14 protein-coding genes are annotated in these 16911 nt (G+C 50.0%); 8 read left to right on the forward strand and 6 right to left on the reverse strand.

Going from position 1 to position 16911, the window contains the following annotated elements:
- The first annotated feature begins 48 nt into the window (after positions 1-48).
- Together uca and atzF are read left to right on the forward strand one after the other, a co-directional pair.
- Complete coding sequence (gene uca / locus FGT79_RS20480; RefSeq protein ID WP_138754698.1) at positions 49-3687, forward strand: urea carboxylase; 3639 nt, start codon at positions 49-51, stop codon at positions 3685-3687.
- Complete coding sequence (gene atzF, locus FGT79_RS20485) at positions 3684-5519, forward strand: allophanate hydrolase (protein WP_138754699.1); 1836 nt, start codon at positions 3684-3686, stop codon at positions 5517-5519. The genes uca and atzF overlap by 4 nt, the downstream gene beginning before the upstream one ends.
- A 140-nt stretch (positions 5520-5659) precedes the next feature.
- Here atzF and FGT79_RS20490 read toward each other — a convergent pair whose 3' ends face one another.
- Positions 5660-6541: a LysR family transcriptional regulator gene (locus FGT79_RS20490; protein ID WP_138754700.1), complete on the reverse strand. Its 882-nt coding sequence runs from the start codon at positions 6539-6541 to the stop codon at positions 5660-5662.
- Positions 6542-6651: 110 nt separating this feature from the next.
- On the opposite strand from FGT79_RS20490, the gene FGT79_RS20495 reads away from it, so the two are divergent.
- Positions 6652-7932: an adenylosuccinate synthase gene (locus FGT79_RS20495; RefSeq protein WP_138754701.1), complete on the forward strand. Its 1281-nt coding sequence runs from the start codon at positions 6652-6654 to the stop codon at positions 7930-7932.
- 105 nt (positions 7933-8037) lie between these two features.
- On the opposite strand, the gene FGT79_RS20500 is transcribed toward FGT79_RS20495, so the two are convergent.
- On the reverse strand, positions 8038-8580 hold the full coding sequence (locus tag FGT79_RS20500) for a hypothetical protein (protein WP_138754702.1): 543 nt from the start codon (positions 8578-8580) through the stop codon (positions 8038-8040).
- Positions 8581-8657: 77 nt separating this feature from the next.
- On the opposite strand from FGT79_RS20500, the gene rbsK reads away from it, so the two are divergent.
- From rbsK to FGT79_RS20515, 3 genes are all read left to right on the forward strand, one after another.
- Positions 8658-9584 carry a ribokinase gene (rbsK, locus tag FGT79_RS20505; protein WP_138754703.1) on the forward strand — a complete coding sequence of 309 codons (927 nt, stop codon included), beginning with the start codon at positions 8658-8660 and terminating at the stop codon, positions 9582-9584.
- An 81-nt stretch (positions 9585-9665) separates the two neighbouring features.
- Positions 9666-10376: an MBL fold metallo-hydrolase gene (locus FGT79_RS20510; protein ID WP_138754704.1), complete on the forward strand. Its 711-nt coding sequence runs from the start codon at positions 9666-9668 to the stop codon at positions 10374-10376.
- 22 nt (positions 10377-10398) lie between these two features.
- The gene (locus FGT79_RS20515) at positions 10399-10962 is read left to right on the forward strand and encodes a TetR/AcrR family transcriptional regulator (protein ID WP_138754705.1); all 564 of its coding nucleotides are present in this window, start codon (positions 10399-10401) and stop codon (positions 10960-10962) included.
- 145 nt (positions 10963-11107) lie between these two features.
- On the opposite strand, the gene FGT79_RS20520 is transcribed toward FGT79_RS20515, so the two are convergent.
- Positions 11108-11998, reverse strand: coding sequence for an ROK family protein (locus tag FGT79_RS20520; RefSeq protein ID WP_138754706.1), 891 nt, complete (start codon positions 11996-11998; stop codon positions 11108-11110).
- Positions 11999-12242: 244 nt separating this feature from the next.
- On the opposite strand from FGT79_RS20520, the gene FGT79_RS20525 reads away from it, so the two are divergent.
- Positions 12243-13499, forward strand: a complete 1257-nt coding sequence (locus tag FGT79_RS20525) for an MFS transporter (RefSeq protein ID WP_138754707.1) — start codon at positions 12243-12245, stop codon at positions 13497-13499.
- A 110-nt stretch (positions 13500-13609) separates the two neighbouring features.
- Positions 13610-14290, forward strand: a complete 681-nt coding sequence (locus tag FGT79_RS20530) for a hypothetical protein (protein WP_138754708.1) — start codon at positions 13610-13612, stop codon at positions 14288-14290.
- Between the two features lie 73 nt (positions 14291-14363).
- Here FGT79_RS20530 and FGT79_RS20535 read toward each other — a convergent pair whose 3' ends face one another.
- The 3 genes from FGT79_RS20535 to FGT79_RS20545 all read right to left on the reverse strand — a co-directional run bounded on the left by FGT79_RS20535 (position 14364) and on the right by FGT79_RS20545 (position 16745).
- A complete protein-coding gene (locus FGT79_RS20535) occupies positions 14364-15263 on the reverse strand; it encodes an ArsR/SmtB family transcription factor (protein ID WP_138754709.1) in 900 nt (299 codons plus the stop codon).
- A gap of 202 nt (positions 15264-15465) precedes the next feature.
- Positions 15466-15693 (reverse strand): 3-dehydroquinate dehydratase, encoded by a 228-nt coding sequence (locus FGT79_RS20540; protein WP_138754710.1) that lies wholly within the window; start codon positions 15691-15693, stop codon positions 15466-15468.
- A 140-nt stretch (positions 15694-15833) separates the two neighbouring features.
- The gene (locus FGT79_RS20545; protein WP_138754711.1) at positions 15834-16745 is read right to left on the reverse strand and encodes an AraC family transcriptional regulator; all 912 of its coding nucleotides are present in this window, start codon (positions 16743-16745) and stop codon (positions 15834-15836) included.
- Positions 16746-16911: the final 166 nt, after the last annotated feature.

The raw sequence follows: 16911 nt of genomic DNA on the forward strand, positions 1-16911 counted from the left end.
TCGATTCATAGTGTAGATATACAATTGACAGGTCGAGGAGTGGTTACGATGTTCAACAAAATATTGATTGCGAATCGCGGCGCTATCGCCGTTCGAATAGAGAGAACCTTGCGAAGGCTTGGCATATCATCGGTGGCTGTTTATACAGCCGCTGATCAAGACAGCCTGCATGTTGATCAGGCGGACGAAGCTGTGCTTATCGGTGATGGGCCAGCGAAGGAGAGCTACTTGAATGCAGAGCTTATTCTGAAGACGGCGATAGCAGCGGGAGCGCAGGCCATTCATCCCGGTTACGGCTTCCTGAGCGAAAATGCAGATTTCGCACGCTCCTGCTCCGAGCATGGCATCGTGTTTATCGGGCCTTCACCCGAGCAAATGGAGCAGTTTGGCTTGAAGCATTCTGCTAGGGAAATAGCCGAGCGCGCAGGCGTGCCGCTGCTTCCGGGTACCGGATTGATTGCGGAGCTTGCGGAAGCGCTGAAGCAGGCAGAGCGAATCGGCTATCCGGTTATTCTGAAGAGCACAGCTGGTGGCGGCGGCATAGGCATGCGGGTATGCGCGGACGAAGAAGCGCTGCGATCGGCTTATGATGGCGTTAAGCATTTGGCAGAAACCAATTTTAAAAACGGCGGTTTATTTTTGGAGAAGTACATTGCAAAAGCTCGTCATATTGAGGTTCAAATCTTCGGCAACGCCTTAGGTGAGGTCGTGACGCTGGGGGAGCGTGATTGCTCCATTCAGCGTCGCAATCAGAAGGTTATTGAGGAAAGTCCCGCTCCAAATCTGACAGATGAGGTTCGGAGTGCGATGTTTGATTCGGCTAAACGGCTGGCTGCCGAAGCCGGCTATCGCAGTGCGGGTACAGTTGAATATTTGTATGATCCGGAAACGAGCGAATTTTATTTCCTTGAGGTGAATACAAGGCTCCAAGTCGAGCATGGTGTAACTGAAGAGGTGCTTGGCATCGATTTAGTTGAATGGATGGTTCGTGAAGCGGCAGGAGAGCTTACTGAGCTGGAAGCACTTGTGAAGCAGCCTGTGGGACATAGCATTCAGGCTCGTATATACGCAGAGGATTGCCTGCAGGGGTTTAGGCCGAGTGCGGGACAGCTTGACCAAGCCATATTCTCCGACCATGCGCGCAATGAATATTGGGTGAGGGACGGATTAACGGTAACAACGCTGTATGATCCCATGCTTGCGAAAATCATTGTACACGGCAATAACCGCGAGGAAGCGATCGACAAGCTGATTCAAGCACTGGGTGAAACAAGAATGTATGGCCTGACGACGAATTTGCAATATTTGCAGGCGCTGCTTGCGGATCAGGAGGTTGCAGATGGTCAAGTATACACGCAGCTTCTGAACGGCTTTGTGCCGGCTGAGCATGCGATTGAGGTTGTAGACGGCGGCGTGCAAACGACAGTTCAGGATTGGCCGGGCCGTGTTGGACACTGGGATGTAGGTGTTCCGCCATGCGGACCAATGGACCCGTACTCGTTCAGAATTGGCAACAAGCTCCTCGGCAACGATGATCATGCGGCTGGGCTTGAGCTGACGCTGCGGGGCGGTTCGTATAAGTTCAGAAGCGATGCTTGGTTCTGTATAACAGGTGCTGATATGCAGGCGGAGCTGGATGGCGTGCACGCGGAATATTATAAGCCGACACTAGCAAAACGCGGACAGGTACTGAGCTTCGGCGAAGCGCAGGCAGGCCTGCGTACGTATTTGCTCTTTGCCGGAGGTCTCGATATGCCTCGTATTCTAGGCAGCTCGGCGACCTTCACGCTTGGTGGGTTCGGGGGACATGGCGGGCGTGCGCTGCGGACAGGCGATGTGCTTAGATTAAGCCCGGGAACGGGGCCTTTTCAATTCCTTGAGCTTGCTGCGGCCGAACGGCCTCAAATGACGAAGGAATGGACGATTGGCGTTATTCCCGGCCCGCATTGCACGGGCGAATTTTTGAAGCCTGAATACTTAAAGCAGCTGTCGGAGACGGCTTACGAGGTTCACTTCAACAGCTCTCGTACCGGCGTACGCTTAATCGGGCCTGCCCCGTTATGGACACGTGAGGACGGCGGAGAAGCGGGACTTCATCCGTCGAACATACACGATAATGCGTATGCGATCGGTACGCTTGATTTGACGGGAGATATGCCTATTCTTCTTGGGCCGGACGGTCCGAGTCTTGGTGGCTTCGTATGTCCGGTTACGACGGCTTCGGCACAATTCTGGAAGCTGGGCCAGCTGCATGCGGGAGACAAGGTACGATTCCAACTGCTCACGCTAGAGGAAGCCGACGCGCTCAGAGATATTCAGGAGCAGCGGCTGCAGTTGATCGGGAGCGGATCTTTTGCCGATGGGCTGCCTTCCGAGGAGCTTCCACCCGCAGTGTCTGAGCTGACGCCGGATTATCCGCTGCTCGTGAATGAGACAGAAGGCCGACGCTTCCCTATTGCGATTCGCTGCAGCGGCGATGAGAATCTGCTTGTTGAGTACGGCGATCTGGAGCTCAATTTGCTGCTCCGCTTCCAAGCGCATGCACTGATGGAAGCGATCGAGCGCTCGGGAAGCATCCCTATACTTGATCTGACACCAGGCATTCGCTCCTTGCAGGTGCATATCGACCGCTCCCGTATTACAGTTAGCGAAGCTTGCAGCCTTATTCTAGAGCTGGACAGCAAGCTTCCTCCTTTAGAGACCATTCAAGTTCCATCGCGTATTGTACGTCTTCCGTTATCCTGGGATGACCCGGCTACACAGCTTGCGATTGAACGGTATCAGCAAACCGTTCGGCCGGATGCCCCTTGGTGCCCAAGCAATATTGAGTTTATTCGCAGGGTTAATGGCTTGGATGAAATGGATGAAGTTCAACGAATTGTTTATGATGCAACTTATTTAGTGCTCGGTCTAGGCGATGTATATTTGGGAGCGCCCGTTGCTACACCGGTTGATCCGCGGCATCGACTTGTAACGACCAAATACAATCCTGCACGTACGTGGACCCCAGAGAATGCGGTCGGAATCGGCGGAGCCTACATGTGTGTGTATGGCATGGAAGGGCCAGGCGGTTACCAATTCGTCGGCCGGACGATTCAAATGTGGAATCGTCTGCGCAGCACAGAAAGCTTTAAGCCTGGGAAGCCATGGCTACTTCGGTTTTTTGACCAAATTCAGTTTTATCCAGTTGGTGCAGATGAGCTGCTGAAGCTGCGTGAGGATTTCCTGCGCGGTCGTTATGAAGCGGATATTACGGAGACAACCTTCGATCTTGGACAGTATTTGAAGTTTTTAGATGAAATCGAGGACAGTGCTGCTGTGTTCAAGGAAAAGCAGCAAGCTGCATTCCAAGCGGAGCGTGAGAGCTGGAAGGAGCTTGGACTAGCGGAGTATGTCTCCGAGCAGGAGTCAGCTCGAATGGAGCAGGAGGAAGAGCTGGAAGAGGGTGCCTCGGGAATTCGCTGTACGATGCCTGGAAGTGTGTGGAAGGTGCTAGTCCAGCCTGGTGAGCAGGTGAAGAAAGGCGATACGCTCATTATTGTAGAAAGTATGAAGATGGAGTTCTCTCAGCAGGCTTCCTGTGATGGCGTCGTTTGCTCCGTGCATGTAGAGCCCGGAGAGCAGGTGCATACAGGCCAGCTAATTGTCGGCATTAAGCAGCATATGGAAACGGAGGTGGCAGTATGACGAATCCAGGTAAGCTGATATTTCCCAATCATTTGACCGCAGAATGGCTGACAAGCGGATATAAGAGTGGAGCATTGACACCTGCTGACGTAGCAGAGGAAATCGTTCGGCGGGCAAATGAGGATATGGCGATGAACATTTGGATTACGCCTCCTTCACTAGAGCTGATGAAGCCGTTTATCGATAAGCTAGCTGAGATCAACAAGGCAAATGCCCCGCTGTGGGGAATTCCCTTTGCAATTAAAGACAATATCGATCTTGGGGGCACTCCCACGACAGCTGGCTGCTCGGAGTTCGCTTATACGCCGAATGAGCATGCTGCTGTTGTAGAACGATTGATTGCTGCAGGCGCAATTCCAATTGGCAAAACAAATCTGGATCAATTCGCTACAGGCTTGGTCGGAACTCGCAGCCCTTACGGAGAAGCACATAATGCGCTTCGTCCGGAGCTGATCAGCGGCGGTTCGAGCTCTGGCTCGGCAGTCGCCGTCGCTCGCGGACATGCTGTATTCTCGCTCGGAACAGATACGGCGGGTTCCGGCCGAGTTCCAGCTGCGCTTAATAACTTAGTTGGCTACAAGCCGAGTTTGGGCTCATGGCCGGTTACAGGCGTTGTGCCAGCATGCGCAAGTCTTGATTGCGTGACGGTCTTCGCCCATAGTCTGGACGAAGCGCTGCTTGTGGACAGCATTGCGCGAGGCGTTGATGCGAGGGACCCATGGTCGCGAATGATACAGCGGCAGGAACAAACATTGCCTGTGAAAGTATGCTTGCCTCGCGAAACGCCTACATTCTATGGCCCGTTTGCACAAAAATACGAGCAGGCGTGGTTTGCTGCGTTGGATAGACTCGAGCAGTTATTTACTTCTGTCGAGTATGTAGATGTCGAGCTATTCGCATCTGCAGCAGAGCTGTTGTATGGAGGGCCGTTTGTAGCTGAGCGCTGGGCGGATCTTAGCGGGTTTATTGAAAGAAACCCTGGCGCAGCATTTCCTGTGACCGAACAGATATTGCGTTCGGCGGCTGCAGCAGAGTATGATGCTGCAGCTGTGTTCCGTGCGATGCACAAGCTGCAGGACTATAAGCTGCAGGCAAGAAGACTGCTTCAGGATGCGGTGCTCATCATGCCGACTTGCGGCGGAACCTGGACGCGCGAGCAGGTGAGACAAGATCCGATCGGTACGAATAGTGACATGGGCCGTTATACGAACCATTGTAATCTACTCGATCTATGCGCGGTGGCTGTTCCTTCGGTTGCAGCTGATCCGCAGTTGCCCTTCGGTATTACCCTATTCGCGCTTGCAGAGAATGAGCATCTGATCGAAGCCGCTGCACGTTCGTTCCTAGATGGCGGCACATGGGTGGATAAGGATGATGCTGCAAACAGGCGTGCAGCAGAGGGTAAGGTTTTAGCTGATGGTGATGGGCAAAAGCTGGCGCTTGAAGTGGATAAGCGGATAACTGTCGCGGTTTGTGGCTTGCATATGCGCGGCTATCCGCTGGAGAAGCAGATGGAGGGCTTGCAAGCACGCTTCTTGCAGGAAGCGTGCTCAGCTCCGCGCTACAAACTGGTTAAGCTGCCAACGACGCCAGCAAAACCAGGCATGATCAGGCAGCAGGCAGGCGGAGCAAGTATCGAGCTTGAGCTTTGGGAAATGTCAGCGGCAGCTTTTGGCGAATTTGTATCATTAATACCGGCTCCTCTGGGCATTGGCAAAGTCGAGCTGCTTGACGGAACTGAGGTGTCAGGCTTCGTCTGCGAGGCCTATGCAGCAGATGGTTCTGAGGATATAACCGCTTATGGAGGGTGGCGCTATATTCCGCAGGAATAGTAAGTTCGGAAAACTTTCAAGTCTAATGAAATGGACTTGAAAGTTTTTTTGTGTGGGAATATGCGGAAGTTTGAGATTGTGCTCGAAACACACCTAAATGCTGCGAGTATCCGTCTGAAGTTCTCGTCAGAAACTTTAGGTTAGGGAAGCAGCTCGAGAAATCGTTTGGCAGCTGCTGATTGCGGTACACCGCGGAGAGTGGCGATGCCGATGCTGCGAGCCGGAATAGGTGGAATTAGCGGGATTTCCACGAGTGCTCCTGAGGCCAGTTCATCCTTTATATACTCCCGAATAAGGAATGCTAGTCCGAAGCCGCTGTGTGCGAACTGAGCGAGCAGGTCGAAGCTGCCGAGCTCAAGCTCTGGGCTTAGCTTCACGCCATGTGATTCGGCATACTCGTCTAGATAGCCGCGGGTGCCTGCGCCTTTCTCCAATAGCAGCAAAGGCTGTGCAGCCAGCTCTTCCAATTGCATACTAGGCCCCGTAGGCTCTGTTGTATAAGCACGACCGCATACCAATATGTCCTGCAGCGGATGACTAGCCCGGAAAACAAGTTTGCTGTCAGAGGCAGGCATATGCACTATCCCGAAGTCGATTTGACCCGCTTTCAGGAGCGCAATGGTTTCTGGTGTTGTTCGATTCGTGACGCGTATACGAATTTCTGGATAGTCTGCATGAAACTTCTCCAAATAAGGAAGCAAATAATGCCTGCACAGGGTATCGCTTGCCCCGATACTGATCTCACCGCTCTGCAGATTGTGCATTTCGGCAAGCATTTTCTCTCCCGTTTCCATAAAACGGTACGCTTGCTCGATATATCGGTAGAGCACCTCGCCTTCTGCTGTAAGCTTAACCCCTTTGGCCATGCGAAAGAATAACGGCCCGCCAAGCTTAGCTTCCAATTGCTTAATCGTATGTGTAACAGCCGGCTGTGTAATAAATAGCTGCTCCGCTGCTCGGGAGAGACTGCCTGTCTTGGCTGTCCAATAAAAAACACGGTACCATTCCATATTTACGATCATATCCATTACCTCACCTAATATATGATATTAGTTATATGAATTATTTTAATGTTACTACTGCTATTATAATAACTCTTGTGAGCTCAAAACAAGATCGGGAGGCGACGGCTTTGACGGTAACGGCTATTGTAGGAGCGAATTGGGGAGATGAAGGTAAGGGGAAAATGACGGATGCGCTGGCGGCAAAGTCTTCATTTGTCGTAAGGTATCAAGGCGGCAGCAATGCTGGGCATACGATTATAAACGATTATGGAAAATTTGCATTGCATATGCTGCCATCAGGTGTATTTTATCCACATATTACTAACGTGATTGGACCTGGTACGGCTTTGGATATCGATGTTCTGCTTCGAGAGATAGAAGAACTGCGTGGCAGAGGCGTATCTGAGCCACGGATTCGAGTGTCGGAGCGTGCACAGGTCGTGCTTCCCATTCATCGTTTGTTCGATGAGCTTGAGGAGCAGCGGCTGGGAGCGAAGGGGTTCGGCTCGACGAAGCGAGGGATTGCTCCCTTCTATGCTGACAAATATGCGAAGCTTGGCGTGCAGGTAGCGGATCTATATGATGAGGATCGGCTGCTGCAGCGGCTGGAGCAATCGCTCGCGGCTAAGAACATTGTTCTTACAGAGCTGTATTGCCATGATCCTGTGCAGGCGCGAGACCTGCTGCCTGAGCTGCTCAATCAAGCAGAGAAGCTGAGGCCTTACGTCAGCGATACAAGCAGGCTGCTTCATGACGCTTATCGAGATGGAGAGTCCATATTACTGGAAGGACAGCTTGGCGCCTTGCGTGATCCGGATCACGGTATTTATCCTTATTCGACGTCATCCTCGACACTTGCAGGGTATGCGCCAGTTGGTGCTGGGCTGCCCCCTTATGCAATTACACGAATTATTGCCGTGGTGAAAGCATATTCCAGCTGTGTTGGAGCAGGACCATTTGTCAGCGAGCTGGGTGGCGATGCAGAAGATCAACTGCGCCGCTTAGGCGGTGATGCAGGAGAATATGGAGCAACAACGGGGAGACCACGCAGGGTAGGATGGTTCGATGCGGTAGCTACGCGGTATGGCTGCATGCTGCAAGGTGCAACGGAAGTGGCACTTACTAACCTTGATGTTCTTGGTTATTTAGACGAAATACCCGTGTGTACGAGTTATGAGCTGGATGGTCAAATTATAAAGCATACATTTCCCATTACGTCCAAGCTGCAGGAAGCAAATTCGGTTTTGGAATATCTCCCGGGCTGGCGAAGCGACATTTCACAAATTCGCAGCTTCGAGGAGCTGCCGGAAGCCGCGCAGCGCTATGTCCTATTTGTTGAGGAATTAATCGGTGTCAAAATCGGCAGCGTGTCAGTCGGTCCCAATCGCGAACAGCTGATTGTGCGATGATTCGAGGCGATATGAAATCGCTGTAACCACAGCTCAGCATCTTGACTGCATAACTTGCAGTTATGCTTATCAGATTAACAAAAAAAGGAGCATCCTGACCAACAGTCAGGATGCTCCTTTTTGCTTGCGCGGCCACAACGTATAGCTGAAGCTGATGACAAAATCGATTCCAAGTACGACTAGCCATAACTGGAGCGTTTGAAGCAAGGATTGAGTACGAGACTCATCGCCTATCATGGTTATCATGCCGTACAATATAAGAGCACCGATTGCGAAGGCGAGCAAATGATGCAGCCAGGCGATTCTTTCATGTCTTGCGTGTTCTTTTCCCAATTTCGGCTTGCCGACAGGTGCGGGGCCGCCAGCGAACCGATGGGCGAACCGTTCATCTGCCCACTTTATCATGCGATGGCCGAAGGCAATGGAAACCCCGATATAAACAGCTGCCAGACTATGGGCAAAAGTTGCTTCTGCACCGCCGCGCAGATCATAAACGGTAGCGATAACTAATGCGAGATCGATTAACGGGGTGCTGAACAGCAGTACTTTGCCAAGCTTCTTCAAACGGAAAATATACCGGCATAACAAGCCGCCAAGCACGAAAAGCCAGAAACCGATTTCGCACCCAATAATAAAAGCTGTAATCATGTCTTTATGATCTCCTTCTGTTAAAATAAGATGGAATAAGAGCATTGTTTTTCAATGTAAATAAAGGGGATGAAGCTATGAGTAAATTACTCGTTATTGGCAGCATGAATATGGATATTGTAAGCTCTGTTAAACATTTTCCGCTTCCAGGCGAAACGATAGCTAGTATAAGTACGGCATTTTTTCCTGGCGGCAAAGGGGCGAACCAAGCTGTCGCAGCGGCTAGAGCTGGGGCTGATTGTGTGATGATCGGAGCGGTAGGGGGCGACCCATTCGCCGAGACTCTGCTCGAAACCTTACAGCAGAATGGTATTGCTACTGAATCAATCATACGTAAGAGTGGAAGCTCAGGTTTCGCTATTATTACCGTTAATGAGGAGGGTGAAAACCATATTGTACTAACGGCGGGGGCAAACGGGCAGCTATCGGCAGACGATGCGGCGGCAGAGGCGGGGAACTGGTCCGATGTATTTGCAGTGCTGCTGCAAAACGAAATTCCTTGGGAAACCAACTTAGCGGTTATGAATAGCGCGATTAGCAACGGTGCACGTGTGTTTTACAACCCTGCACCTGCTAGTGCTATTCCAGAGGAGGTACTCCCGCTTATACATACGCTTATTCTGAACGAAACAGAAGCGGCAGCCGTCACAAGCATTACGGTCAGCGACCAGAATGAAGCAATGGCTGCTGCCGAATGGGCACTAGATAAAGGCGTAGAGCAAGTCATTATTACGTTAGGGGAGAAAGGCTGCTTCTATCAGAATAAACAAGGACAATCCGTCTCTGTACCGGCTTTCCCGGTAAAGCCCGTAGACACGACGGCAGCGGGCGATACGTTCTTCGGCGCTTATGCAGCTGCAAGCGCAGAAGGCTTGGCGGCTGAGAAAGCGTTGACTTATGCAGCGGCAGCAGCAGCACTCGCCGTGACAAAGAAAGGCGCTCAAGCTTCCATACCAGATAAAGCAGCGATTGAAGCGTTTCTTCTAAGTCAGAAGGAACAATAATAACTAGGCTTGCAAAAACTAATGGTATTAGTTTATTATAAAACTAATGATATTAGTTTTTATTGAAGGAGCCGATTATAGATGAGAATGACACGCGAGAAAACGGTAATTCAGCTGACTTATTTGCCGACGATATTTCCAGTGAATTGTTATTTGGTGGAAGAAGAGAGCAGCTTGACGCTTGTGGACGCAGCGCTTCCGAACAACGTCAAGGCCATTATGAAGGCGGCAGAAAAATTGGGCAAACCGATTACGCGCATTGTATTGACACATGCACATACGGACCATGTCGGCGCTCTCGATGGGTTAAAGCAGCTGCTGCCAGAGGCTCAAGTCTTTCTCTCCCGTCGAGACGCAAGGCTGCTACAAGGTGATCTGACATTGGATCAAGGGGAGGCGAGCGGGCCGATAAAAGGCTCCATTCCCAAATCAGTGCGGACTAACCCTGACGTTTTGCTTCAAGATGGTGACCATATCGGCTCGCTGCTAGCCGTAGCATCACCTGGCCATACACCAGGCTCGATGTCATTCCTTGATACGAGAAATCGGATTCTCATTGCTGGCGATGCATTTCAGACCCGTTCGGGCGTTGCCGTATCGGGACAGTTAAGACTGCTGTTTCCTTTCCCTGCAATAGCAACTTGGGATAAGCGAACCAGTCTTGCGTCCTCTCGGAGATTAATACAATTAAACCCTTCTGTGCTTGCCGCAGGCCACGGCAATATGATTCGTCATCCGCTAGAGCTGATGGAGAAGGCCGTTGCCGCAGCGGAACGTTCATTAGCGAAATAAGGAAAGGGGGAGGAGCTAAGCAATGTCACCAAGAAGAGGACTAGATTTGCCGTCTATAGTAGAAGCGGCAGCTGTAATCGCTAACGAACGAGGCATTCAAGAGGTCACGCTCGCATCTCTGGCTCAAAGTCTCGGAATACGGTCGCCTTCCTTGTATAATCATATAAGCGGCTTGCATGGCTTGCGGAACCAGCTTGCCATATTCGGGCTGAAAAGACTGACCATCGCTATTCATCATGCAGTGGAAGGCAAGGAAGGGGACGCAGCGATTCATGCCATAGCTTCTGCATATCTCGCCTTCGCGCGAACAGAGCCAGGTGTATACGAGCTGACACTGCGATCTCCTGATGCTGATGATGAGGAATATACAGGAGCAGCACAGGTGCTAGTTGATCTCTTCCTTAGTCAGCTTGCCTACTATAAGCTGGAAGGCGATATGGCAATCCATATCGTAAGAGGCTTTCGCAGCTTCTTACACGGATTCGCATCGATTGAGCAAAAAGGGGGATTCGGCATGCCTCAGGCTGTCGATGAAAGCTTAAGAATGGGAATTCAGACTTATTTGAAAGGGCTCCGCCAAATCTAGCTGCTTAGTTGACCTAGCAGCGGGATGTGACCTGGCCACTTGATACGGTGGATGAAAGAATATGCTATCGGATTCGACTTTTGAATCGACAAGCCCATAATCGAAAGAGCCGTCGCCTTCTTAAACGAAGCGACGGCTCTTATATTTAATACGCTTGCTGGATTAGTGCAGCAGCGCCAATTAAGCCTGCGTCCTGTTGAAGGAGCGCAGGAACGATCGCAGCTTCTCTGCCGGATGGATTGAGCGCATGTTTGGAAACGTAATCCCTTACTGCTGTGAATAGAGGCTCGCCAACCTGAGAAACGCCGCCGCCGATTACGATTTTGTTCGGGTCAAGAATGTTGATGAGCGAGACACAGCCCATTCCGATTGAAGTGAATACTCGATTAACGAGCTCGGACATTTGCGGGTCGCCTTGCGCGGCCAGCTCGAATGCTTCCTTCGAGGTAACCTCGCGGCCGAGAAGCTCAGAAGCTTGGCGGGCGACAGCGGTGCCGGATGCAACAACCTCCCAAGGGGTTCCGGCTTGATCCACCAGCATAAAGCCCGCGTCGCCCGCATTGCCTGTTGAGCCGGTCAGCAGCTTGCCGTGCATGAAGATGCCTGCACCAATGCCTGTGCTGATCGTTATAAAAATAAAGTGCTCAGAGTCCTTCGCCGCACCAACCCATTTCTCGGCAAGTGCAGCTGCGGTTGCGTCGTTTTCCATTTTAATAGGAAGAGAAAGATGTTTTTTCAACTCATCTACAACAGGAAAGCCCCACCAGCTCTTTAGATTCGGCGGGCAGGTAAGCTCTCCCTTCAGCGTATTCAGCGGCCCAGGTGCGCCAACGCCAACACCAATAACGTTATCAAGCGCAACTCCTGCCTGCTCGGCAAGCTGCTTTACTGAATCTGCGACCTTGGCAAGCATCTCGGCAGGCGTAATGGAAAGATCAGTCTTCAATGAACCCTTCGCGATAACCTCGCCTTGCTCGCCTACGAAACCAAATGCTATTTTAGTACCGCCAATATCAATTCCGATTGCAATACCCAACAAAAACCCTCCTATGATTTGAGAAAAATACAATGCTAGTCTGAGAAAAAGTCTACCACACTCCAGAGAGATTAGGAAGAAAGCGGCGCAAGCAGGGCGGATTGCCTAGCTGATTTTACCCTGTACAAATAGTGAGGTCTGTAGTAATATCCAATCAAATGAAGGACTAGAGAGAGGATTCTTTGCTGCGCAAAGGATCCTCTGAGCGGTACTAACAAACATAGTGAAGAAGGTAGTCGTCCGAATGGAATCTGAGTCCAAAGCAAGCCCGAGAATATTAAAGTTTGGAATGCCAATGACCCCAAATGTGTGGAGGAACGCTCGCATTGACCTTGGAGCATCCTGTTTGTTCAGCTTGTTTAATGTCGTCATAAACCAATTTTATATCGCATTTGCAATTCAGCAGGGTGCTAGTAGTTTCCAGATTGGACTGCTCGCTGCTGCTCCAGCAATCGGTCTATTATTCTCGCCTTTCTGGGCGACCTGGATTGAGAAAGCAAATAATCCTAAGCCATTTGTGATGATTCCGAATATGATTGGGAGAATGCTGCTGATTCTGCCAGCTCTATTCGCATATCCTTCCGTTTACGTCGTTGCGGCGCTGCTGTTCCAACTGTTGATGGGGATACAAACCCCTGCGTACGCGGCCCTTATTCCTCGGATGTATCCACCTGAATTGCGAGGAAGACTAATGGGCTTTGTAAGAGTCGCGATGGGAGGAGTGATGATCCCGCTTGCGCTGCTGGTCGGAAGCTGGTCGGATGCATTCGGACCGTCAGGTCCGTTAATTGCCGCATCCATTATCGGATTGCTGTCAATTGGGCTATTCAATCGAATAAAGCTGCCTCCTCAGGAGCCTAAGGCAGTCCGAGTCCCCGTTGTGCTTCAGAAGACGAGCCGTTTCCCATTGAAGGAGCAGTGGAAGCTTGTTAGGGAGAACCGATCACTTGCTGTATTTCTTGCAGCGACGACGTTCGCTGGCTTTGGCAACATGGTTGCGAACCCGCTGTACCAAATTATTCAGGTCAAAATACTAGAGCTGTCCAATATAGAGATTGGAATTGCGCGCGTAGCTTATTATACGACATTGCTGCTAACCTTTTTGATTGCAGGCTGGATGATCGACCGCATACCTCTTAAATATACGCTGCTCTGCGGAGTAGCGGCATACGCCATCGTTCCGATGCTTTATGGACTATGGGGTACTTATACAGCTGTTATATTGGGAAATGCCATTCAAGGTATTGGAGAAGCAATATGGGATATCGGTATTCTTGCATTTGTATTCCGGCTTGCTCCAGGCCGAGAGGCAATGGTATTCGGAGTGCATTTGATGCTCTTCGGTGTCCGCGGCAGTATTGGCCCGATTCTGAGTGGCAGCCTCTCGAATAGCGTGTCATTGACCGTGCTGCTCGTTATTGCTTCGATTTGCGGATGGATTGGAACGCTGCTCTTTGTATCAGGCAATTGGAAGCGGAATCCGCTTCTAAGACGAAGCTGAGCAAAGTTTCAGCCTACGTTCAGTTTTCGTTCATCTCTCGTTCATAATCGAATGCTAGAATTCATTATGGACATAAGGAATATTAACCATATTCATAGGAGATGAACGATATGAACAAATGGAAAGTAATGCTTAGCGCTGTGGTGATTGCGGCGGCATTGGCAGGATGCGGTGTACAAGAGGAACAAACAGGCGCAGAGGTCCAAGCGGATGCGCAGGCTGACGTTCAGCAGAATGGAACCGGCGGCGGAACGCAGCAACAAGGCGCAGGTGGACGAGGAATGGGGCAGATGGGGGCGCAGGCTGATTTGATGGGAAAAATCAAATCAATTGATGGACAAACCATTACGCTCTATAAATCCGCGATGGGTCAAGGAGGCCCGCCGCAAGGTGACGGAACAGGTGGAGCACCTGCCGAGGGTCAAGGGCAGCAGCCTCCTGCGGACGGGGAAATGCCTGCGGACGGCGAACCTCCAGCAGCTCCGGCAGGTGACGGTACGGTACCAGAAGGCGGCGGTCGCATGGGAATGGGCGCCATGTTCTCAGACGAAACCGTTGTAATAACTGTAACGGATGCGACAAAGATCACGACGGTTACTTTCGAGAACGAGCAAATGGTAGAGAAGGAAGTGACGCTTGCGGATTTGAAGGCAGATGATATTTTATCTGTTATGTTGAAGGATGATACGCAGGAAGCAGAATCGATTACGATTCGCACAGGCGGGTTCGGCGGCGGTGGAGGCGGCGGAAGACAGCCGCAGCAGGACCAACAAACAACAACCGCAAGCTAAGAAAGCATGACTCTATAGCTAAAAAGACAGCACAGGTACCTTACCTGTGCTGTCTTTACGCTGGAGCCTTTAATTAATAGGCGACATAAACCTGAATGTCTTGGTCATAATTGCCGAATTTCTTGCCGAATAGGCTAAGTCCTCCGCTGTGGACAGCGGTTTCGGGCGCGCAGATACGGAAGCGAATATCTTCATTCGAGCCGATAGCGAGCTCTTGTACGGTTTTGTCTGACATGCGAATGCCATCAATATAGGCTCCGTCTGCATCAATGCTAATTTGTTTGAGCAAGCCATGCTGCGTCCCCAAATCCCACCAATCTGGCGTATATACGCCTCTCACAGCGCCAAAGTCGCCAGGACAGGTCCAGACACCTAAGCAGATGTCATTCAAATAAAACGACAGATCAGAGGGCCAGTTTTCGTTGTAATGAGGAGCTTCTGAGCAAATTTCGAGTGAAATGGAAAGGCTTCTTACTCGTTGGTTTCCGACCAAATAATTAGGAATCCGATATTCAATGTAGCCGCTCCCGAGCCAGAGATGGTTTGATTTGACATGTTCTGGATCAGAGAAATAGCGAGGATCGTCTATGATACCGATAATTTTGGTGTCTGAGGTCAATCCGCAGGTTGGCTTTACTTCATAGGCACAATATTGCCCGATGGGGATGGATACTGCGTATCGATTCTGATCTGTAAGCGGCTTTACTCGAAATTGCAGCGTAGCCGATTCAAGGGTTAGATAACATAGCTTTTGACGGCCTCTGGTGCTCGGTACGCTTTGTGTCGTTATTATAGAAGCTTCTTCGAGTTTCTGGATATGCTTGGTGACGATAGCGGACGAAATGCCGAGCGCATCTGCCAAATCTTTAATATTCATAGGCTTGGTGTTCAGCAATTCAATAATCTTTATCCGTGTATCCGATGAGAAGCATTCTAGAAATTTCAGATTACTGCTGTTCACTTCAATATTCATGAGAAAAGCCTCGCTCTGTATAATTTCTTCTATTATATAATCTGGAAATAAATCAGATAACGCGATCATCTTACGGCAAATAAAAAGGAGAAGAGCCGGCATCATAATCCAGACTCTTCTCCTCTTGGTGTAGCTCAGCGCAATGGCTAAACTGCTAAATTTATAGGACAGCGAAAACTCGCCGAAGCTGTTGCGGTAGTCATTAGTAAAGTGAGATCGTTAACGTATCCCGTTCGAAATAAGAATGAAGTGTTGCCTCACTGCCTACAATTTCTACACTTATGAGTGATTTAAGACAGGTTTTGAGCGCATTTTTACCTGTGGTCAGCTTGCGGTTAAGAACGGTAGATAGCTTTTCGATGGCTTGTTTATTCGTGTCGGTCAAATAGACAGGTATTGTTTTATTTTGAAACATCAGCATGGTTTTCATAGTAAGGACCTCCATCCCGCGAAGGATTTTTTTTATTAGTGTAACGCACAATTATTAAATAATTCTTAAAATTCGGTAAGTATTTGGTTACAAAGCTGTAACTTTTGGCAAAATATACGCAAATGCAGCGATTTCGCACATCAATTGCGGCGTTCCGACGCATCCAGCTGTTTTTTGCGGAACTGAGAGGGTGTACACTTCATCATTTTGCGAAATACTTTAACGAAGTAGCTGATATGATCGAAACCAACATCCAGCGCCACTGTCGATACTTTGCGCTCGGGCTGAAGCAGCAGGTCGGCGGCCTGCCTGATCCGATACGCATTTAAGTATTCGATGGGCGTTTGCCTCGTCATTGTTTTGAAGAAGCGGCAAAACTGTCCCTCGCTCATCGGAATTTGATCTGCGATTTCAACGATACGAATATGGCGATGGAAATTTTGCTGCATATAAACAATGGCCTTCTTCAGCCTGTCAATTTTCGTTGTATCGGCCATGCTCGTTTCACTGCGATTGCAGAAGCGCTCTCCCGCCGCAATTTCATGAAGCATTAAGTAAAAATGACCCTTAACGGCCGTTTCAACGCCACGCGATTGCGAATGGCAAACGTCCATGATGCTCTGAAGATGGCGTAGCAAAGAGATTTCCCATTCCGTGTCAGGCTTGATGTGTCTCGGAAACGTTCGTTTTTTGTCTTGCAGCGGCAATATATACTGTTCTTGAACGGCATCATAGCTTGCACTGGACAGCAAATGTGTATCAAATACGATGGCGCAGAAGGAGCAAGCGGTGTCGCCGAGCGCATGTCCTGCATGAATATCGCCACCATCAATAAATACAGCCTCGCCAGCTTTTATAGGGAAATAGTCGGTATCGATCTGAAACAGTACTTCGCCCTCACACACATAAAAAAATTCAGCTTCTGCATGCCAGTGGCAGTCCAGAACAGGAACGCCAGGCTCTTCATGCTCAATCCAGTAAGCAGCAAGTGGGAACATGTTGTCGCCATGCAGACGGTCTTCCTTCAATGAATGGCGTGTCGTTTGGTCCATTTGGAAAGAGCCTCCTATGCCTGATACGAATCAATATTCATGTTAGAGGCATTTCGTCAAAATAGTGCTATAGATGAGCATTATTTTGTTAGATTAGTTCGATTCATAATCAGTATAATGCAATTATATAGGAAAGCAAATAAAACCTAACAGGAAGGTTGGTTCA

Source organism: Paenibacillus sinopodophylli, assembly GCF_005930355.1.
GTDB classification, from domain to species: Bacteria; Bacillota; Bacilli; order Paenibacillales; family Paenibacillaceae; genus Pristimantibacillus; species Pristimantibacillus sinopodophylli.